Genomic DNA, 18920 nt, shown 5'->3' on the forward strand with positions numbered 1-18920 from the left:
ATTTAAGTTTAGATATTAAGAAAAACCTATACTAATTAAAAAATGGCTCCCTATTTTGAGGAGCCATTTTTTAAGCATTTATTTTTTTATTAATGGACTGAATTTGTTTTTTTACCGTTCCTACGGATTTAAAAAGTGTTTCCGCAATCCTCGTTCTGCTATACCCTTTTTGTTGAAGTTTATAAATTTCCTGTTCCGAAGAGGTAAGTATCCGTATTTTCTTTTCTTCCGTTATTTTGGATAGTAAGGCTGGTGAAGCATCGGAATGTATTCGGTTTCTACCTTCAACAGCTTCCTGTATAGCTGATATGATGTCAAATATACTCGACTTGTTTATATAATTGATTGCTCCAGATTCAAAGGAATTTATAATGACTTCTTTATCAACAATTGAAGTAAGGGCAATTGTTTTAATTCCCTGATTGCTTAATATTTCTATAATCTCAATTCCATCTAAATTAGCTCTAGTTAGATTAAGATCTATTAATACAACATCTATTTCAGGTTCCTTTTTTAAAACTTCTAACATTTCTTCCTTACATAAAACAACGTCAACTACATCGATATTATCTGTCTCTTTCTTAATATACTTAGATATATTTTCCTGCCAAAAAGGGTCATCTTCTACTATTACCACTTTTATATTCTTTTCTTCCATAAAGTTTTATCCTCCATTTCAAAACTAAACGATTATTTAAGCATTCGGTTTTGTTGGATATATTCGAGATTTAGGAAACTGAATAATGACAGAAGTTCCTTTGTTCACTTCACTATGAACAAATATCTCGCCACCATGTGCTCGAATTACTCTATAGCTGAAGCTTAGACCTAATCCATGATTTTTTATTTTTTTCTTAGTTGAAAAGTATGGTTCCATGATTCGTTTCATTTCTTGTTTAGGGATTCCGATACCATTATCGCTTACCTCAATACTTATTCCATTTTTTATCTTAAACAATTGTACAAGTATCTGACCCTTTGGAACCATAATAGCTTCCATAGCATTATTTAAAATATTATTAATTGCTTCTGCTAACAGAACATTGTCACAATGTAACGTAACATCAGCTTTTAACTGAGTCTTTATTTCAATACCCTTTGAATTACAAATAGGTTGTATTTTATCGATACAATCTCTAATAAGTTCCTCTAGCTGAACACTTGTTTCTTTAAGAACAATTTCTTCCGTTTTTGACCTAATTCTATCGACCATGTTATCAATACCTTCAATTGCAGAAAAAACGGATTCGATTGAGTTTTTAGCTTCATTAAAGTCTTTTTTTTCAATTGAATCTTTAGCGATATTGAAGAAAAATTTAATTTTACTAACTTCATTCTTAATCGTGTGGTTTAAAATTGCTGTTCCTCCACTCATAATCTGCATCGACTTGTCTAATATGTGTTGTTGTTCTATTTTGACCTTGATTCCGAAAGCACCATGTAGAAATATATAGGCAACAAATAACATATAGGCTATGAAAAAAAATGTTGGGACCAAGCGAAATAATTCTGTGTGTGGGTTGATTGCTCGAAAAACGTAATTAAAGAGGAAGACACCTAACCAAGCAGGAACCAATACAATAAATACTCGAAATTTACTCTGTTTTTGATACATGTTTATTTCACTACGAAAGGTGTAGAACATTATGTAACTTGCAATTAAAAAATACGGGGCAGCCCATACTAACAATACTCGAAAATTAATTGCAATGTCTGGATAAAAATCGGTAACGAATACCATAAAAATCATTGGAATTGTCAGAATGTACGATAACTTTTTCTTAATCTCAACCTTGACTATTTTCGAATATACAATCGAGTACATAAGGATCGCATAAGGAGAAATAACTTCACCTAGAAATTGAAAATAAATATGCACTTGAAAAAGAAAAGGTAATAGAAATATTACTTCCATTTTTTGAAGCGTCGGTATAATGTCACTCACTAATGATTCTGATAGCGCACCTATGCCAGCTGACATAGCGAATCCAATCATCCAGCGATTAGCTTCATTTTCTTTAGGTTGACTAACGAATAAGATGATCGAAAATAATAAATTAAAAACGAAAATGAATAACATAGGTCACAACCTCGAAACCATATTTAAAATGTCTTTCGGCAGTTGTGCAATATAGTCTGCATGTCCTTCGTTTAAGAGTTCAATAGAATCGTAGCCCCAAGATGTTGCTATACAACAAAGTTGATTCTTTTTAGCAGCTTTAATATCTCTTAATTCGTCGCCTATATAGATGACTTCATTGCGGTTTAATCCATTACTTTTAAGAAAAGAAGAAATGTCTTTTGCTTTAGAAAAAGGATTAAACGAATAATGAGTATAATCAAAAATATTAATTGAATTATTTGTTAAAAACTGGGTAGTCACAACACGGGAATTGGTTGTCAAAAACCCTAAACGAAAGCCCTTTTTCTTTAATTCGTGAAGCACCTCATTTATGCCGTCTACAGATTTTAAATTAGGAATGTATTGTTGATACCTTTGCTTTATTTGCAACCCAACCCAAGGCATTTGATAAATTGGTACATCAAGTCTTTTACACCTATCACGTATTGATAATGTGCTTAAATAATGAATATCATTATTGTTGATTTTTTTATAACCACGTCTTTCGGCTATTTCATTAAAAATATCAATTGCTAAAGATTTTGTATTTACAAGGGTTCCATTGAAATTGAAAAGTATAACTTTGGACATAACATTCTCCTTGCGATTTATTTGTAAGTTGTAGAACATTAACTTGAACTATCCTCAGATAATCTTGGCACTTCACCCTTTCTTCCGAAGCTCAAATAATTCCATTCATGACTTTTCATGCTGCCTTTAACGCCTGGGAGACACCGATCACAATAATAACGAATCCACTCAGGCTTATTTTTTTCATACATGGGAGTTAACTGTCCTATTGGCTCACTACGGTTACAAAACATACACTTAGGCATTAACGCCCCCCCCTTATGACATTACCTCTTCTTTTTTCTTCCAAGCATCAAATTCAGCCTTTAACGCAGCTTTCTTAGCATCACCTAACGCTTTATCTAATCCAACATAATCAAATTCAGCAATACCATGTTCTTTATACTTTTCATCCATCCACACTGCTAACTGACTGTCTGGCATATCTGGGTTTTCCTCTTTAAACTTGGTTTTTAACGCCTCATAAGCTTCATTTGATTGATCATCATTAATCTTATCATCTTTTCCCAACCATTCTGGTACGGGTTCTTCCCGAACGATATGTAACGGTTTTACTTTGTTAGCTTGAGCCGATCTATTATTCATTTCACGATTACGTATTAACCAATCATTCATAACCGCACCAATTGATTCAGGTTTTTTGCTCATTTTGGTTAATAAATTGTCTAACACAAAAGCATACTCATTAGCAGGGTAAACGGTTTCTGTGTTTTTAATGTGTAATTCAATATCAAAAATATTTAAATTAAATGCAATCAATCTATCCATCTGCTTTTCTAATACTCTTTTGATTAGTGGATTAATATCCAAGCTTTCCACTTGTTCTGGATAGATAGATTCTTTTTCATTTTTCTTTTTAATATTGTCTTTTTCTCTTTTCTTTTTAGTAGGAACTTTTTGTGTACTTTCTACCGGAACTTTTTGTGTACTTTCTACCGGAACTTTTTGTGCACTTTCTACCGGAACTTTTTGTTCCGGTAGCTTTTTTTTCTTAGCCGTTTTCACCTCAACTTGTTCCTTCACCTTATTAGGCTTCATATACGCTAAACAAGCATCAATCAAGGGTTTGAAATTATATTGGTTGGATTTTCGTTTACCTTCGATATAACGGAAACTGATCTCCAATAGATTTTTATCTTCCATGCTTTTTATTAATTTCCTTAATGCTCTTTCGCTTTTACCTTCTTCATACGAATCACCATAAAAAATCTTGGCCAATGTCTCTTGGCTAGGATACGGATCTTTTACATCATGCTTAAATGAAAACAAGATGGTCAATAACGAATATTCACCATGAGTCAGACCGACTTTTCTATAATTCCTTATGATCAAATTAGGAATGGGTGTAAAACCTTCATCCAATATTGGGTTACCCCATATAATTTCAACATGTTGTGGCGATTGTTTATCTGACATAAAAAAACTCCCCTTCAAAGTGGATTAACCACAGATAAGGGAAGTTCTCAGGGTTTATATAAAAGAGTAAACTCGCAGAATTTTACAGTTAAAAAAGTTCTCAATGAGTTGTATTTCTTCACAAATTATCATATAATGAAGGTAACAACTTTACATTTTGAGATTTTTTCTGTAAATAGAGATTTTCTTTTATTGGGTTCTGAGTACCCCTTTAACCTACTGGTCGCCAAACTAACAGGTTAGAGGGGTTTTCCCTTTTTCCGGGCTCTTTAATTGCTCTAATTATAACTCAAGATATTCAAAATGAAAACCTAATTTTATAGATTAATGGAAATGTAGTGGCTATTTACACAATACAATATTTCTTAAGCGAAAAGGAGGGGTATATTTTTACCCCTCCCCAATAAAGAAATTATATGATAAAATGTTTAATTTTGTCCCGTTAGTATTGAGTATTATATTATCTTTTTTAAATCCTTTCTATGGATTAATGGATAAAAAATAATATATAAAAAAGGCTTAGGACCTTCTCCTGGGCCTTTTTTATGTTTAAAAATAGGTTTTTAAACATAAAAAACTTGCATAGTGAGGATGAATGACATATCAACATTAATATTAATAAGTTCATTAATATCTAAACATTTATTGTTTTGATTTTAAATTAAATTCATTACTGAATTCTGTATCATTATTATCTGTATTTGTATTTTCGCTTTTAACTAGTTTTTCTAAAAATTTAATTGCGAATTCTAGATCTTCATTACTTAATCTTTTACCATCAATATGATAATTGTCTGATTGTAGCAATTTTTTAAGGTCTTTAGTTGGTTTAGAAGGTTGTGGATCATCTGACATACCAATTAAATAGTCTGTAGAAGTGTTTAAGGCTTCGGCTAGTTTTTCTAAAGTTTTAAATTTAGGTGTTCTTATATTATTTTCATAACCTGCTAATGTACTTTTTGGAATTTCTACATGTTCAGATAAGGATTTTTGAGTGTAATGTAGTTTTTTTCTTAAAAGTCTTACTCTGTCTCCGAATTGTTCAGGATTTTGCATTAGTCATTCCCCCAGCTTATATAGTTAAAAATTAAAAGTCAAAAAGTTAAAAAAGATACAAACAAATGTTGAAAGTATAAATTTCAAACAAAACTCTATGTACCCATTTAAAAATATAATTCCTCAATATGCAATAGAATAACCGTTTTCTTTAGTATATAGTTTTCAAAATGAATAATTTTTTTTATGAAACGAAACATGTTTTGGGTTGATTGTAGGACAGTACGAATATACTGCAAGTCGTCTATAAAACGGTCGTTTTTTGACCTTTATAGAAAATCCTTAAAATAGTGTGAAATGGGAATTGTTTTAGTCTATAAAATCGTCCATAATTCAAAGTATATTAACATAGTTAATTACCCTATTTATACAAATGAAACTAGGCTATGCACGGGTATCAACTCAAGACCAATCTTTAGATTTACAAAAGGATACACTCATTGAAGAAGGCGTGGAAATAGAATACATATTTGAAGAAAAAGTAACAGGAACTAAATCCGACCGTCCGAAGCTAAATGAATTACTTTCATATGCTAGGAAAGGGGATCAGATTGTAGTTTACAAGTTAGACCGTCTAAGCCGTTCCACTAAGCACCTTATCGAACTATCTGAAGAACTGGAAGAACGGGGAATAGAGTTAGTCAGTATTCAAGATAAAATTGATACGACTACAGCAATAGGCAAGGCTATGTTTAAGATGTTGGCCGTCCTTAGTGAAATGGAACGGGATATCATTTCGGAGCGTACCAAGGCAGGTTTAGAGTCTGCACGGGCTAGGGGCCGCAATGGTGGTAGACCTAAAATGAGTAAGGAACAACTGGATCATGCTATTGACCTTTACGAAACTAAGAAATACAGCATTAAGGACATTACTGAAAAGACTGGGGTAAGTAAGGCAAAAATTTATAAGGAACTAGCAGAACGTAAGAAGTGACTAGCAATAGCTAATCGTCTTTTTTCCGTACAGGGAGGACCGTGGCGGCCAAAGGGGTTACTCATGTCTAAATTATCGTTAAGCACGTTGATGCCACCACATGCCCTTGTAAAATCAGAACCAATACTCAAACAGCAAAGAATCCCTATCATCATAGATAGGGATTCTTTGCTGTTTCAATACGCACATTATAGGAAAGCAGTCCAATTTTGAAATGCTTCTAAAGCAGATGGTATCAAACCAGCAGTTTGGATTAAAGGACTAATCACGCCAATTAAGCCTTTAATTTTGGATTCATCTCCATCTTCTTTTTTTGCTTCCTCCGTTACTTGATTAATCATACCTTCAATAACAGGAAAAGTTTCTGGATTTAAACCTTTTCTTAAATGTATAATTAATTCCTCAGCTGCTTTATCAATTGGCTGAATAACAGTATTAACATTGTAACTTGTAGAAGCAGTAGCATTATCTGAGGCGACATTCACACTACTACCAGTAATGTCACCCATGTTATTTTCAATGTGTTTCATTTCTATCCCACCTTTTAAGTTTATTATATTTATATAAACATTTCCATCTGGTTTTATCTTAACTTGCCCTGCATCAATACTTTGTGACAATGAGAAGTTTTGATTCACGTCACTAATTGAAGTTTTTTTTTTTCTTGTTTAGTAGAAGAACGGCTTAGTGGATTAGAAAAATTAAAAATTATATTACTGAACTCTAATGACGGAATAAATTCATTTTGACAAATATGGCAAGTTATAGATGGAGGGATTTTCTCTCCAAATTTTATCGATCCAGTTGGATGATTATTTTCATCACATAAAAATTCAATTCTAGCTTCTAGAACATTCCCATTCTTAGATAATAAATAATTATTTACTGCCAATATATCAGATTGATTAGACCAAAAGGCTACAGTATAGGCATTAAATCTCGTTTCTCCACGCATGTAGGCTTCTTTTAGTGCGTCTTCAACTTTGAAAAAATCAATGCCCATATGTATGCCCCCCTAAAATTTTATTCTTTATATTCTAATTTGATGCAGCAATTTGCTCAGTATGAATTTTGTCTAAGTAACGAACTTGAACAAAAGCATCAATTACTGTTGTTATAATAGATTCATTTACTTTTGATAGGAATTGAAACCCACCATTCATTTGAACCTTAAAGCTAATATTCGCAATGTAACCACTAGTATCAGTATACTTAACATTCATCGTTTGGGAAAGATAAGATAGTCCGTGGAAATCTTCTCTATATTCATCCTCATTTCTAAGGTTAATACCTTCTGCTGCAGAAACAGTTTTTTTACCGTATATTCCAGTTCCCAAATGTTCAGCTTCCACTAATCCAGCATCTAGTAATTCAGCAATTCTTTCAGCTTCTTTTTCTGTAAGTTTGGTAAGAGGAATCCATTCGATTTCTCCTGGTTTACAACCTACAATAGTCTGAATTAATGATAAATATTGATTACATTGGCGGAATCCTGAACGAACCTCAACGAAAACGGGTGAAGTTAACCTAACAATAACCGTTTCTAGTTGAGGTTTCATAATTGTCCTCACTGTCCATCCATCGACCACTTGCTTTGGAATCCCATGGACAAATTGAATTAGATATCCATCTTCTCTTTCTTTGATAAGGTTAATTACTGGTTGTACACCTAAAGGTGGGTGTAGTTCTTTATTTAAAGGGAGATCATCCTTTATAATTCCAGGTGTCGTAGAATTTATAAAGTCTTTCAATAGTTTCTTGAAATTTTCATTTTTTTTGGAACTTTCCGGAAATCCCACTCCTTCAAAAATATTTAAAGATGTTTTTCCAGCAAATCCATATTGTTCTTCAAGTTCAGAAAGTAGTTGATCGTTTTTATCTTTTAAAATCCCATATAAATCATCCATTGCTACGTTTGATCCCTTTTCTATATCTGTTCCTTTAAGCCTAGTGATAACATAGCTTTTATCAACTAATCTTCTAAAATCCAAAACGTTCATAAAATCCCCCTTTTCACCAATAAATGAATATAATTGATTATATTATATACTAAAAATTGGCATGAATTATACATAAACCCAATATTCACGGTTTTTTTACCCGTGATTTTAGAACTAATAATTTTGTGCGAACGTTCGTTAGTGCTTTCACTACACTAACGAGTTTTATTTTGACTTATGACAGGTAAATCAAGAAAAATCCCACTAGCCGTATTAATCGCCAACCTTTTTTTGAATTTTATTTTATAGTTTTCCTTCTTAAGCTATCCTGCCCCGTTAGCTCCATAAAAAAAGGATCTGTCAAAGTAACTCCCTTTATTGAAGTAAAGCACCTGTTAGTTCATTAAGAACCGCGCCTATTATGGAATAAATCCCTTACAGAATGAGTTAATTGATTCCTTTGGAGATATGGAGAGATTGAATCATTATTGGCTTAAAAATGTAATGAAATTGTTAGGAATGTGCCCTGCTGTGGACTGGATAAAATGCGCTGCCAGTCCACAGCATTTATATATGCTCTATAAATTTTATTTATGAACGAGCTGGTTTTAAGGGGTTGCGATTATACCAAAGTAACTAATGGACCTTTTTATAACTATATTTTTTGACATGAGAAGCAGCTCTTTGAAATAAAATTAAAACATTAAATCTTTAAATCTTTTAAACATTTAGTGAGATAAAAAAAATTTCGAGATTATTCGCAGGATATAAATAATAAAAAGGGAGAGGTTTTAGTATGAGAAAAGTAAGAAGTGATAAGAAAGTTAAGGTATTAGCAGGATTAACCCAAGATGATCATAATAAATTGCAGAAGTTAGCCATTTCATGCGAGATGACAAAGACAAAACTTGCTGAACATATTATTTCCTTATGTTTGAATAGTGAAGATCACGTAAATTGGTATCAAGATACATTCAATAAAGATGATAAATACAGAGTAGTTGTACATAAGACGCCAGAAGGAATTGAATACATTTAAGCATTTTTCTTTAAAGACTTAACTAAACGTTTCATATCTTTCGCACAATTAGCACATAAGCCTGCACGTTTAACACTACAACTTGATTTCTTACCACATGCTTTGCAAATCATATAATCTTACCACCTTGTTTTTCTATTAATCTCATTATGGTCAAGGGAGTAGCGATTCTATACACATGTTAAAAAAGGCGATTAGGACCGGTAAAATAATGGAATCGAATTCATGTTCTCTATCGTCAACCCCGAACTTGGACTACAATTACCTTAAAGAACGGAGGGGGAACGATGGAGATAACGGATAAGCCAATAAATCCAAAGGAAGCAAGTGTCTCGTTAGGTATTGGGGATAGTACACTACGTAAGTGGTGTCTTGCAATTGAACATCACGGATATAATTTTCCGAGAACAGATAATAACCGTAGAGTGTTCTTCGAAAAGGATATGATCATTCTTAGGCAGTTAAGGCAGTTGGTTCAAGTTCAAAATTTAAGTTTAGAGAACGCATCAGTTATTATTGTTACAAAGGTTAATGAAGAAGCGTCCGTGGAGAAGAACATCAATAACGACGTTCCTACAGTCCGTTATAGTGATGAAGTTATACAAAAATTAATTGATCATATCGAACGGCAAGAAGAGTTTAATCAAAAGCTTTTAGAGCGCTTAGACGAACAGCAAAAATACATAGAAGAACGCTTGGATAAGCGTGAACAACTAATTCAAGAGAATATAAAGGAATCTCAAGAAACAAAAAAACTCCTCCTGGAAGCCCAGGAAGAAAAAAAGCCTTTTTGGAAAAGGCTCTTTACTTAAAAAATTTAAAAATCTATATCGTATTCCTCATCGATTGACCCAGTAACTTCATCGGTGGCCAGGTCACCTTCTTTTATATCTTGCTTTTCTTTTTCTTCAAAATGAAGGGCTTGCTGATCATTGGCCACATCAAAACTTTTTTGATCGATTTTTTTGTTGAGCTCTTTAAATTCTTTTTCCATTTGTGCTTTCATTTCTTGCATTAGTTCATACATCGTTTTTTTGTCTTTATCTTCGTTCATATCCCGTTCAATTAATTCAAAAGCATAAGCACGAAAAGACTTATCCTGCATTTGCTTTAGGCGTTTTTCAACGTGTTTATACATTTCATCGGACATCTGACTAGTCCTGCAATTGAAAACCGGTTTTCGTTCCATCTGCTCTTACCTAGATCCAACGGATTGGGATTGATTTCTTTTTGCTTCTTCAGCACGGCTAAGAATTTCTAGGCCGAATAAATTTACTTTTCGTGCTTCAGGATGAACGATGTGATTAGTTTCCGCGATTTCACGGCCGTAACGTTCTTCAGTTACTTCTTGAATGGCTTCCTCGATCACAGGAGCCACGCCGCCAATATAAACGTATTTATAAACGCTGTCTTTTGGAGCTGGAAACGCACTTTCACTTTGAGTGATTTTAATGGTTGCATATTCTTTCAATGATTTTTTAATCGTATCCGTTAAATCATATGTTTTACCTGTGTTTCCGTCACGGCGCTCAAGCTTTGATTTATTGATATTAGTATAAATGAATTTTTCCAGCGCTCTTACTTCTTCGAAGTGCTCAATTAACTTACTTTTACGTAAGTCCTCTAAATGACTAAGGAATGGAACATTCGTGTAGTAATCAAAGGAATCACGGTTTTTTGGAGCCTTTAAGCCTGCGGGTAATAGCACCAGGTCGTCCGTTCCTCCGCCTAAATCGACTAATACGACATCATAATTTTTGAATTGTTCAGCTTCCTTGTTATCTTCGAGATCGAAATTCTTTTTAATTGCCCACCTTGCGACTTCAGATTCAACCCGGCATTTTGATGCTTTCACTTCTATTTTGATTTCTTTTTCCATTCCGAAAGTGAGGATTTTCACTTGATGTTCTCCGGCAAAGCGAGTGGCCATGTTCTCTTGCATTTCACTGAATTTGTTTAATTTCTTTAGAAGCCAAATTGGCAGCATCGTTTGAAAATATTCTATTGTTACTTCATTATCATTTTTGTCGCCTTTAATAGCTTGGTAATAAGCCGTTGCTGCAAGGAATGTAACTAAAGGGATATGAGATTCAACTTTATTATGCAATTTTTTGATGTGGTTGTTTCCTAAGACTTCATTTTCCGCAATTTCACCGACTAAGAAAAAACGCTCCTCTCCCTCGATTGTAGTAGAGATTAAAAGCCTTTCTAAAAGCTCTTCCGGATCGTCGATGTTAGATGTGAAATAACCAGCTGCTTTTTCTTCTGAAAGCTCGACTACATTTGTAGGGATTTCGAAATAATAGCCATCGATTAGATTCATATACATGCTGTTACCAAAGTCTACGTTAAAACGTGAAATATTCATTATTAACCCTCTCCTTATGTGTATACATTTTCCATTATCTTATCATCTAAAAACCTATTTTGCAAGATATATGTATACAGTAAAAAGCTATTATTTTATAAGGGTTATGAGCGAAAAGTATTTATTGTTGTATACGTAAGAAATAATTGAATACACTTTCTGGAAATGAACAAAAAACTACTAAAATCACAAACTTTTGAAATTGCATTGACAAATACTTTTGGGAATCAATAAACCTTATTGTAGCAAGGGATAGCCTAATGCGATATTTCATTACAAAAAATAAGGTTTTTGGTAATTGGAAATCCTCATTTTCCAGACTTTGTAAGGATGTGACCTACTTTTACACGTATCTCGGTCATACCCCTTCTAGCTTCCGTTAAACTACATTATGTAAACTTAAAACCCTTTATAAAACCTTTTAAATCAACATTTTATGAAAATCCTGTTTTTTATCATTATGCAATATTTTATACATGCTTGATAAATCAACGTTTTCAACTTTTTAATATAAATATTCAATTATAAAAAATTAGGAGTTGCCGAATTTAAGGACGCTAAAATTGCAATCACAATGCCGAATGATAACCCAGATAATTTTTATAGAGGATATGTTTTTATTGGTGGCCAGGGAGCCGGTAAAAATACCGCCATAAAGAATTCGGTGGTAAACGGTAATTTACATCATGGAATTAGTTTCGTCATTCCAGACGACATTTTGGAAGAAGGAGAACGTGGTATGGCTGACGGAATAAGGGATTCATTGCCTCCGGAAAATATTATAGATTTGAATTTATTTGACGATGATTTTGTAGTACCTCTCGATTTAACCGAAGTTGTTAGTTCATTAGGTCGTGATGGCATGAGTAGGTTTGCTGATGAAATGATTGATTTTATGCAAATTGAAGGGCTGACGCGGTCTGAAAAGTATCTAACAGAGGCTGCCAAAGCTTCAAAAGGATCGTTGTATAACATAAAACGCATCATCGTGGATGAGGAATTTAGGACCGAGCGTATAGCAGAATTAATCGAGGATGGACATTTACGATTAGCTAGGGAATTGATCGCATGGGGTACCAATGAAGAAATAGGAAATAAAGCTGATCCAATTCTAAATCGTTTAAACAGATTTTTCGGAAACGATAAGTTATATGATATTTTTGCTCAGGATCCATTGAAAGAACTGGATTTTGCTAAATAGATGGCCGAAGGCAAAGTGAGAATATTAAGGGTTCCCAATGGAAAAGGATTCGGGGAACACGCCGTAAAGACCTTGGTACACTGGATAACTTTAAAAACATTCATGACTAGGTTATTAATGAGCCGGAGCAATATCAATCAGAGGGTTTAACCAAATTAATGGTGAGAATCGGCACAGAAGGACGAAAAGAACGATTAGGGAGTTTATTTGCCTTTCACCATTGGAATAAGTTAAAAGGTAGTTTACAAGATAATTTACAAGGCGGTGGTGTTCAGCAATTCCTTTTTGCAAACGATCATACCAAAACATTCGATTTATCTAAACATAGATTTGAAGAAACTATTCCATTAGAAGAGGCTTATAAATTACCGGATCATTATGCAATTATATCACTAAGAACTGGAAAGGAATTGCAGCAGGCCTTTATTTGTCACATGAATCCCTCCGTTAAACCTAAATACGATAATTCTTTCCTTACAAAGCGTCATGCCAGAATGTACGGAAGGAGCTGGAGAGAGCTGCAGGAAACCATTTAATAACGCTATTAGGGGTACAGCCACATCGCCATCAAGCTAACAATAACGAGTAACCCCAAAACGATAAAAACGAGTAAGATGCACAAAATTTTCATGATATCTTACCTTGATGGGCATGTGGTAGGACCCCTAAATGACGAATAGAAGCCACGGTCGTTTTCATAAAGTAACTATCTGTTCCTGTCACCCGGTGACACTTGCCAATCCATTCGGTTTGGAAGACCGTCAAACCAAATGAATTTGGGTCAGCTTTTTGGTATAGCAAAAGGCATCAACTCCTTAAATTCCCTCCCTGTCGGTCAGTCAGAAATTTACCGTTGACGCCTGCCATGTTCATTTTTCTCCCTAAAAGAGATGGACTGGTATGATCACAATGATCAATCTTTTTTATAAAAAAATAATCCAATTAAATATTATAAGAGGAGGCCTATAAGATTTATTTGCACCTATCAAAAGAAAAAAGCTGTCGTTTAAGATTTTAATATAATAACGTAAGGACCTGGCTGTGATTCGTCTTTTGCAAGGGTGATTTTCTTGAATTCTGTTTTGTTTTCTCCTAGATTAGTTACTGAACTTTGAGAATCATTATATATCGATCCTGCTATCACTAAAGTTAAAGGTATCACCAATAAAATCTTCTTTACCATGTTCCTCACTCCTTTTATTTTACGTTATACAAATCATAAAACAGGAGTGAGTTTATAATAACTAGTAAAAAAATATAGAATTTTCAGTTCATTTAAACTCAATTTAATTATATTTATTTACTTATATGGGATTATATTCAATTTCTTCGGTGTGGATTTCATATTTTAAAGCAATTTGATAGTACTTTGCTGACATTTTATATGCATTAATACTATAATAATGTTCTCCTAGTTTGACTGCTTGTTTTTTGATTAATAAAAATTGGTTATGGTTTATAGCAAATTCAATAATTTGCTGCATCTCTTTCTCATACTGGTAATCATCACCTCTAATTTTATAGAAATCAGCTAATAAAACGTGAATCTCAACATATAAATAACTTAAATCATATTCTTTAACTATATGTATAGCTTCATTTATATAGTGATTTACCCTACTCCATTCCCTTAGTTCTGAATAAATCTCGATTAAACCTCTTAAAGAATAAATTCTTTCCTTTTCATTCCCTTCTTCATAATGGATATCAAGGCTTTTCTGAAAATGAAGTATAGCTTGGTCGTAGTCCTTCATTCCCTGATGTATACGACCATAATTGTATTTAATCATTCCAAGTAATGTTGGACTTTCTTTTAAGCTAACCAATTCTTCTGCCTTCTCAAGACATTCTTTGGCTTCTTCATACTTTTTATCTAGATGATATTGGACCCCCAGCGTGATTAGTACTGAAATTATATTATTTATTCTGTTCAGTTTCTTATAAATCTCATAGGCCTTTAATGAATAAAATCGACTAATATTTTGTCTTTTATTAAGCCTCTGTTTTACTAATCCCATATTATAATAGAGATTAGCTCTATGGATAGTTTCTTCCCCTCCCATTAAGTGGTCTGCATTTAAATAGTATTCGTTAGCCTTAATAAAATTTTGTTTACTATAGAAGTAATTCCCACATGAAATGAAATAGTATAACGTTTCCTCAGTAAAGTCTTGTATCTTATCTGGAAGAAATTTGATTGATTGATTGTATACACGATTCGCATTTTTAATCTGATGTAAACGGACATAGTGATGCAACAAAACACCATAAACTTGTGAAAGAATAGGTGTAGGATGCATCTCTAAAGATTGAATTTCTAAAAAAAGGAGCTCATTTTCAGAGAGCGAATTGGTCTCTTTGTATTTTTCTGTTGTTTCTTGGATAGTTATTTCAAAATTTTTTATATCATTTTCAGTTAAGTATTCAATAGCAACATCTAGTTTTTGAGAGATTTTTTGCAGAAAAGATTTAGACGGTTTAATTTTCCCATTCTCAATTCTACTTAAATAAGTTATGGAGCAAATTCCCTCTACCAATTCTGCCTGATTCATTCCTTTATGTATTCTTAATTGTCGAATTCTTTCGGATAATAACAAGGGATATCTCCTCTCAGCATTTTTCCTTTTCTCTTAACAGGAGAACTCAACTTCTACTCAATGAAACAACTAAACAAATTGGAATAAATAATGAGACCAACAGTACTTAATACATGAAAAGACAGTGCAAACACTAAACTGTTTATACTATTTTCTATTAAACCTTGTACGGTCACCACCGATGTTTTTCCATTTTTCCTTTTCAGCTAATTGACTACGTTTGTTATTTTTCCTTTCAAGATAAGCAAGTTCTTTTTGGAATTTAATATAGTTGTTGTAACGATCCTTGTCCAAAAAACCTTCTTCTATAGCTAACTTCACTTTGCAGGAGGGTTCATTTTCATGTTTACAATTTTTAAACAAACATTTTTTTGACATTTCCTCTATGTCTGAAAAGCTTTGACTCATACTATTATCTACTTCCCAAAGTTGCAATTCCCTCATGCCAGGTGTGTCTATCAATATTCCACCATTAGGAATTTGAATTAGTTCTCGATGAGTTGTCGTATGTTTTCCCTTATCATCCCCTTCTCGAACTTCTTTTACTTGTTGTTTATTATGGCCAAGTAGTTTATTGCAAATTGTCGACTTTCCGGCTCCTGATGAACCAAGCAAAGCAACTGTTTGCCCCTTAGATAAATATTGGTTAAGACTATCCATTCCAATATTATTAGTTGCACTGATTGCATGAACAGAAACACCAAGCGCTACTGCTTCAACTTCTGTTATTTTTGTTGCTACATCCTTGCATAAGTCACATTTACTTAATACGATAACAGGGTTAGCCCCACTATCCCAAGCAGTTATTAAGTAGCGTTCTATTCGTCTCAAATTAAAATCATTATTTAAACCCATTACTAGAAAAACGGTATCGATATTTGTTGCAACGATTTGTTCTTCTGTTACCTCACCAGCTGATTTTCTTGAGAATTTGCTAAAACGGGGTAGGATTTTGTGTATAGTTGCTTTTTTTTCATCAAGTCTTTCTGAAATAATAACCCAATCCCCAACTGCTGGAAATTGGCTTCTTTCAGTAGTGTTGTGTATATACTTTCCAGAAACCTCCCCTAATAATTCTCCATTTTCTGTGATTACACGATATATATTTTTATATTCAAGCGATATTCTTCCAATAGAATAACCCTTGTCTCTATATTCTTTAAATTCTTCGTTTAAATTACTTTTCCAACCTAATAATTCTAAATTCAATTAGTAATCCTCCTCGTAAATTATGTTTATGCCACTAATCAAATGACATGGAGAGAAATTTCTAGATGTTTGGATTAGTCTTATTTGAGACAATTCTTTTTCCTCTGTAGATTAATACAAAAAGAGTGTTTTTCAGTACAGGCCCGATCTTTCCTGCTTGCAAGCTGTCCTGAAATCTATAACCCTAGATGGTATAAAATCTTGTTTACCTTCCAGAAAAACAGGAAAAAATCCATTGTTATGAGAAAAAGGATTCATATTTTTAGTTGTTATTTATAATTATACCATTATTTGTAATTTTAAAACAACGTTGAAAATTGACCTATTTCGAATTTTTAAAATCCTTGACTATGGTTATCTGCGGAACGGAACGGTTCTATATATGCATCATAATATTATCAATATGAGTAAGGGTACCTCAACATTCAGCATTGAAACCTACAGAATTATGCATCGAACAATTCATTTTTGTAAAAGAAAAGTGTTCAAAATTTCTTGGGGGTTAGAATTATACATTAGTAAAATTTATTAGCTGTATTTATTGTTAATTCGTAAGATTTTTACCCTTTTTTTACTTCTTTCAGATAACAAAAAAGTAAATTATAGTTTAAATAGTAACAAAAACCACTAAGAAAGGAGGCAAAAAGAGAAGGTGACATTAAATAAAAAGTATTTAGAGTTTGCTCAACAATTAAGAGAAAGTGAATTGAAATTTGAAGCTTTCAGTATGATGAAAAACGACTATTTATATTTTGAAATTTTTAAATATTCAAATTTAAATCATCAAAAAAAAACATTTGAACGACACAATTATGTTCCAATAGTGCATTTAAATACCCTAGCTCAGATGTTATACGAGGCATTTAAAGAAAATGAATCATTGGATTCGTTTTTAGCTCCCGTAGTTATCGTACTTAAAAAAAATGTTGTAGAGGGTATAAAAAATGAAGGAATCTACTTATTCAACTTAAAAAACGAAGCATTCGTGCCAATTAAAAATATAGATTTAAGTGGAACTATGCCCCTGTTGAAAAAATCACAATACAATTTAGCTGTTGGATATGTTTTAACCCTGGAAGCCATTGAAAAGTATGATTATAAAACATTGAATGTAATGTTTAAAAAAGAAAGCGAGGCTATGATGATAAAATTGAAGAAAATTTTAGAGTTACATGGAGAATTAGAATGTATAGTTGAAACCTCCCTAGATTCATCTGATTTTCCATCATCGTATATCCAATGGATTAAAGGTAAATAATTTTTATAATATTTGAAAGTGGGTGATTGTAAATGGATACTAAAGCTTGCATTAAGTTATCTGATTTATCAGAATCAATAGGAGCAGTTTATGGTTCAGAGACTATATCATTACTTTTATATACTTTAGCTAAAAGACAGAAACCCGAATGTGTAGTCGAACTTGGCACCGGACTTGGGCTTTCATCTTTATGGATGGGGCAAGCTCTAAAGGAAAATGGTTTAGGTCAACTTTATACAATTGATAATGGGCAAGATGCGCATCTCCTATTAGAAGTTATCAAACAAATATTTCCTGATATTGTCGGAGATGACCCTAAAAAAATCTATGAAAAGTACATTGAGTTACTCATTAAATCGTATGATCTGAAAGATCAGGTGAATTATATTAGCAGTAACTTGGATTTAAGTTCAAAAGACGTCCTTCTTGTTAAAGATTTTTCAATGATAAATCAACCTATTGACCTTGTATTTGCAGATACCTTATATGGTCCTTATGACATTCTTAATATTTTAAGGCAATTCCTACCATATATGAACGAATATTCTTCTATCTTCATTGATAGTGCTTCTACTCATCTTCCTTCCTATCTAACACTTGAAAGAATAATAGATGATTTAAATAAAAGTAAAATTCCACAACACTTTTTAAGTTTAGAAGATAAAACAGCAAGGTGGGATTTGTTCCAACTGGTATCTCAAAGAAAATTCAGGTTAGTTCATTTAACTGAAAAGGAAAAAAGGCTACAAAATAGCACTGCTTGGATCATTATTGAGCCAAACGAATATATTCCCCATCCTGATGTGCAACTTCATTGAATAAGTAGGACGGTTTGAACGAAAGATCGATGGCCACAGTTAATTAATTGATAAAGGAGGATATTAAAATGACAGAAATGAAAAATATTGAAGTAAGAAAAAATGAAAACATAATCTCTTTAGAAGACCTAGACATCAGAGTGTCTGAGTTACGAGATGAAGAGCTTATGGCACGTCCTGTAAACCATGTAGGGCACTAAACAAATGTGACACTAAACCGGGAGGAGGATATTAAAATGGCAGAGATGAAAAATATTGAAGTAAGAAAAAATGAGAACATAATCTCTTTAGAAGACCTAGACATCAGAGTGTCTGAGTTACGAGATGAAGAGCTTATGGCACGTCCTGTAAACCATGTAGGGCACTAAACA

General features: G+C 32.9%; 21 protein-coding genes and 1 pseudogene. 8 read left to right on the forward strand and 14 right to left on the reverse strand.

Translation table 11 applies throughout. The features are described from left to right. Nucleotides 1-70: 70 nt before the first annotated feature. From ACIQYG_RS21965 to ACIQYG_RS21985, 5 genes are all read right to left on the reverse strand, one after another. Nucleotides 71-658 (reverse strand): response regulator transcription factor, encoded by a 588-nt coding sequence (locus ACIQYG_RS21965; protein WP_402842470.1) that lies wholly within the window; start codon nucleotides 656-658, stop codon nucleotides 71-73. Between the two features lie 36 nt (nucleotides 659-694). Further along, the gene (locus ACIQYG_RS21970; RefSeq protein ID WP_402842473.1) at nucleotides 695-2080 is read right to left on the reverse strand and encodes a sensor histidine kinase; all 1386 of its coding nucleotides are present in this window, start codon (nucleotides 2078-2080) and stop codon (nucleotides 695-697) included. 3 nt (nucleotides 2081-2083) lie between these two features. Further along, nucleotides 2084-2713 (reverse strand): HAD-IA family hydrolase, encoded by a 630-nt coding sequence (locus ACIQYG_RS21975; protein ID WP_402842476.1) that lies wholly within the window; start codon nucleotides 2711-2713, stop codon nucleotides 2084-2086. 258 nt (nucleotides 2714-2971) lie between these two features. Then, nucleotides 2972-4129, reverse strand: coding sequence for a hypothetical protein (locus ACIQYG_RS21980; protein ID WP_402842479.1), 1158 nt, complete (start codon nucleotides 4127-4129; stop codon nucleotides 2972-2974). Nucleotides 4130-4771: 642 nt separating this feature from the next. Beyond that, entirely contained in the window at nucleotides 4772-5185 is a 414-nt protein-coding gene (locus ACIQYG_RS21985) for a helix-turn-helix domain-containing protein (RefSeq protein WP_402842481.1), read from the reverse strand. Between the two features lie 373 nt (nucleotides 5186-5558). On the opposite strand from ACIQYG_RS21985, the gene ACIQYG_RS21990 reads away from it, so the two are divergent. Beyond that, nucleotides 5559-6119: a recombinase family protein gene (locus ACIQYG_RS21990; protein WP_402842484.1), complete on the forward strand. Its 561-nt coding sequence runs from the start codon at nucleotides 5559-5561 to the stop codon at nucleotides 6117-6119. 188 nt (nucleotides 6120-6307) lie between these two features. Here the strand turns inward: ACIQYG_RS21990 and ACIQYG_RS21995 are convergent, their stop codons facing one another. The 3 genes from ACIQYG_RS21995 to ACIQYG_RS22005 form a co-directional block, all read right to left on the reverse strand. Then, nucleotides 6308-6649 carry a hypothetical protein gene (locus ACIQYG_RS21995; RefSeq protein WP_402842487.1) on the reverse strand — a complete coding sequence of 114 codons (342 nt, stop codon included), beginning with the start codon at nucleotides 6647-6649 and terminating at the stop codon, nucleotides 6308-6310. 104 nt (nucleotides 6650-6753) lie between these two features. Continuing rightward, nucleotides 6754-7122: a hypothetical protein gene (locus ACIQYG_RS22000; RefSeq protein ID WP_402842491.1), complete on the reverse strand. Its 369-nt coding sequence runs from the start codon at nucleotides 7120-7122 to the stop codon at nucleotides 6754-6756. Nucleotides 7123-7156: 34 nt separating this feature from the next. Then, a complete protein-coding gene (locus tag ACIQYG_RS22005; RefSeq protein WP_402842494.1) occupies nucleotides 7157-8119 on the reverse strand; it encodes a hypothetical protein in 963 nt (320 codons plus the stop codon). A 736-nt stretch (nucleotides 8120-8855) separates the two neighbouring features. On the opposite strand from ACIQYG_RS22005, the gene ACIQYG_RS22010 reads away from it, so the two are divergent. Beyond that, nucleotides 8856-9098, forward strand: coding sequence for a hypothetical protein (locus tag ACIQYG_RS22010; protein ID WP_402842497.1), 243 nt, complete (start codon nucleotides 8856-8858; stop codon nucleotides 9096-9098). A 287-nt stretch (nucleotides 9099-9385) separates the two neighbouring features. Further along, nucleotides 9386-9910 (forward strand): MerR family transcriptional regulator, encoded by a 525-nt coding sequence (locus ACIQYG_RS22015; protein ID WP_402842499.1) that lies wholly within the window; start codon nucleotides 9386-9388, stop codon nucleotides 9908-9910. Between the two features lie 5 nt (nucleotides 9911-9915). Here ACIQYG_RS22015 and ACIQYG_RS22020 read toward each other — a convergent pair whose 3' ends face one another. Together ACIQYG_RS22020 and ACIQYG_RS22025 are read right to left on the reverse strand one after the other, a co-directional pair. After that, nucleotides 9916-10248, reverse strand: a complete 333-nt coding sequence (locus ACIQYG_RS22020; RefSeq protein WP_402842502.1) for a hypothetical protein — start codon at nucleotides 10246-10248, stop codon at nucleotides 9916-9918. Between the two features lie 45 nt (nucleotides 10249-10293). After that, nucleotides 10294-11466, reverse strand: coding sequence for an Alp7A family actin-like protein (locus ACIQYG_RS22025; protein WP_402842504.1), 1173 nt, complete (start codon nucleotides 11464-11466; stop codon nucleotides 10294-10296). Between the two features lie 532 nt (nucleotides 11467-11998). Between ACIQYG_RS22025 and ACIQYG_RS22030 the strand changes: the two are divergent. Next, nucleotides 11999-13203 (forward strand): annotated as a pseudogene (locus ACIQYG_RS22030) (ATP-binding protein); the annotation flags it as partial. Between the two features lie 91 nt (nucleotides 13204-13294). Here ACIQYG_RS22030 and ACIQYG_RS22035 read toward each other — a convergent pair. From ACIQYG_RS22035 to rsgA, 4 genes are all read right to left on the reverse strand, one after another. Then, on the reverse strand, nucleotides 13295-13468 hold the full coding sequence (locus ACIQYG_RS22035) for a hypothetical protein (protein WP_402842507.1): 174 nt from the start codon (nucleotides 13466-13468) through the stop codon (nucleotides 13295-13297). Nucleotides 13469-13673: 205 nt separating this feature from the next. After that, nucleotides 13674-13850 carry a hypothetical protein gene (locus ACIQYG_RS22040; protein ID WP_402842510.1) on the reverse strand — a complete coding sequence of 59 codons (177 nt, stop codon included), beginning with the start codon at nucleotides 13848-13850 and terminating at the stop codon, nucleotides 13674-13676. 121 nt (nucleotides 13851-13971) lie between these two features. Beyond that, nucleotides 13972-15264: a helix-turn-helix domain-containing protein gene (locus ACIQYG_RS22045; RefSeq protein WP_402842513.1), complete on the reverse strand. Its 1293-nt coding sequence runs from the start codon at nucleotides 15262-15264 to the stop codon at nucleotides 13972-13974. A 147-nt stretch (nucleotides 15265-15411) separates the two neighbouring features. Beyond that, nucleotides 15412-16473 (reverse strand): ribosome small subunit-dependent GTPase A, encoded by a 1062-nt coding sequence (gene rsgA / locus ACIQYG_RS22050; RefSeq protein WP_402842516.1) that lies wholly within the window; start codon nucleotides 16471-16473, stop codon nucleotides 15412-15414. Nucleotides 16474-17125: 652 nt separating this feature from the next. Between rsgA and ACIQYG_RS22055 the strand changes: the two genes are divergently transcribed. The 4 genes from ACIQYG_RS22055 (at nucleotide 17126) to ACIQYG_RS22070 (ending at nucleotide 18917) form a co-directional block, all read left to right on the forward strand. Continuing rightward, nucleotides 17126-17731 carry a hypothetical protein gene (locus ACIQYG_RS22055; protein ID WP_402842520.1) on the forward strand — a complete coding sequence of 202 codons (606 nt, stop codon included), beginning with the start codon at nucleotides 17126-17128 and terminating at the stop codon, nucleotides 17729-17731. Nucleotides 17732-17763: 32 nt separating this feature from the next. Further along, nucleotides 17764-18549, forward strand: coding sequence for a class I SAM-dependent methyltransferase (locus ACIQYG_RS22060; RefSeq protein WP_402842523.1), 786 nt, complete (start codon nucleotides 17764-17766; stop codon nucleotides 18547-18549). A gap of 68 nt (nucleotides 18550-18617) precedes the next feature. Further along, entirely contained in the window at nucleotides 18618-18749 is a 132-nt protein-coding gene (locus ACIQYG_RS22065) for a hypothetical protein (protein ID WP_402842526.1), read from the forward strand. A gap of 36 nt (nucleotides 18750-18785) precedes the next feature. Further along, entirely contained in the window at nucleotides 18786-18917 is a 132-nt protein-coding gene (locus ACIQYG_RS22070) for a hypothetical protein (protein ID WP_402842528.1), read from the forward strand. The last annotated feature ends 3 nt before the right edge of the window (nucleotides 18918-18920 follow it).

The organism is Peribacillus sp. NPDC096622, assembly GCF_044762665.1.
Taxonomy (GTDB): Bacteria; Bacillota; Bacilli; order Bacillales; family DSM-1321; genus Peribacillus; species Peribacillus frigoritolerans_B.

What these genes read in the sequence shown, in the direction of transcription:
- ACIQYG_RS22020 (WP_402842502.1), bottom strand. Translation starts at nt 10,248, where the DNA reads ATGTCCGATGAAATGTATAAACACGTTGAAAAACGCCTAAAGCAAATG.
- ACIQYG_RS22040 (WP_402842510.1), bottom strand. Translation starts at nt 13,850, where the DNA reads ATGGTAAAGAAGATTTTATTGGTGATACCTTTAACTTTAGTGATAGCA.
- ACIQYG_RS21975 (WP_402842476.1), bottom strand. Translation starts at nt 2,713, where the DNA reads ATGTCCAAAGTTATACTTTTCAATTTCAATGGAACCCTTGTAAATACA.
- ACIQYG_RS21970 (WP_402842473.1), bottom strand. Translation starts at nt 2,080, where the DNA reads ATGTTATTCATTTTCGTTTTTAATTTATTATTTTCGATCATCTTATTC.
- ACIQYG_RS22060 (WP_402842523.1), top strand. Translation starts at nt 17,764, where the DNA reads ATGGATACTAAAGCTTGCATTAAGTTATCTGATTTATCAGAATCAATA.
- ACIQYG_RS21980 (WP_402842479.1), bottom strand. Translation starts at nt 4,129, where the DNA reads ATGTCAGATAAACAATCGCCACAACATGTTGAAATTATATGGGGTAAC.
- ACIQYG_RS22025 (WP_402842504.1), bottom strand. Translation starts at nt 11,466, where the DNA reads ATGAATATTTCACGTTTTAACGTAGACTTTGGTAACAGCATGTATATG.
- ACIQYG_RS22000 (WP_402842491.1), bottom strand. Translation starts at nt 7,122, where the DNA reads ATGGGCATTGATTTTTTCAAAGTTGAAGACGCACTAAAAGAAGCCTAC.
- ACIQYG_RS21965 (WP_402842470.1), bottom strand. Translation starts at nt 658, where the DNA reads ATGGAAGAAAAGAATATAAAAGTGGTAATAGTAGAAGATGACCCTTTT.
- ACIQYG_RS21990 (WP_402842484.1), top strand. Translation starts at nt 5,559, where the DNA reads ATGAAACTAGGCTATGCACGGGTATCAACTCAAGACCAATCTTTAGAT.
- ACIQYG_RS21995 (WP_402842487.1), bottom strand. Translation starts at nt 6,649, where the DNA reads ATGAAACACATTGAAAATAACATGGGTGACATTACTGGTAGTAGTGTG.
- ACIQYG_RS22065 (WP_402842526.1), top strand. Translation starts at nt 18,618, where the DNA reads ATGACAGAAATGAAAAATATTGAAGTAAGAAAAAATGAAAACATAATC.
- ACIQYG_RS22015 (WP_402842499.1), top strand. Translation starts at nt 9,386, where the DNA reads ATGGAGATAACGGATAAGCCAATAAATCCAAAGGAAGCAAGTGTCTCG.
- ACIQYG_RS22070 (WP_402842528.1), top strand. Translation starts at nt 18,786, where the DNA reads ATGGCAGAGATGAAAAATATTGAAGTAAGAAAAAATGAGAACATAATC.
- ACIQYG_RS22010 (WP_402842497.1), top strand. Translation starts at nt 8,856, where the DNA reads ATGAGAAAAGTAAGAAGTGATAAGAAAGTTAAGGTATTAGCAGGATTA.
- ACIQYG_RS21985 (WP_402842481.1), bottom strand. Translation starts at nt 5,185, where the DNA reads ATGCAAAATCCTGAACAATTCGGAGACAGAGTAAGACTTTTAAGAAAA.
- ACIQYG_RS22005 (WP_402842494.1), bottom strand. Translation starts at nt 8,119, where the DNA reads ATGAACGTTTTGGATTTTAGAAGATTAGTTGATAAAAGCTATGTTATC.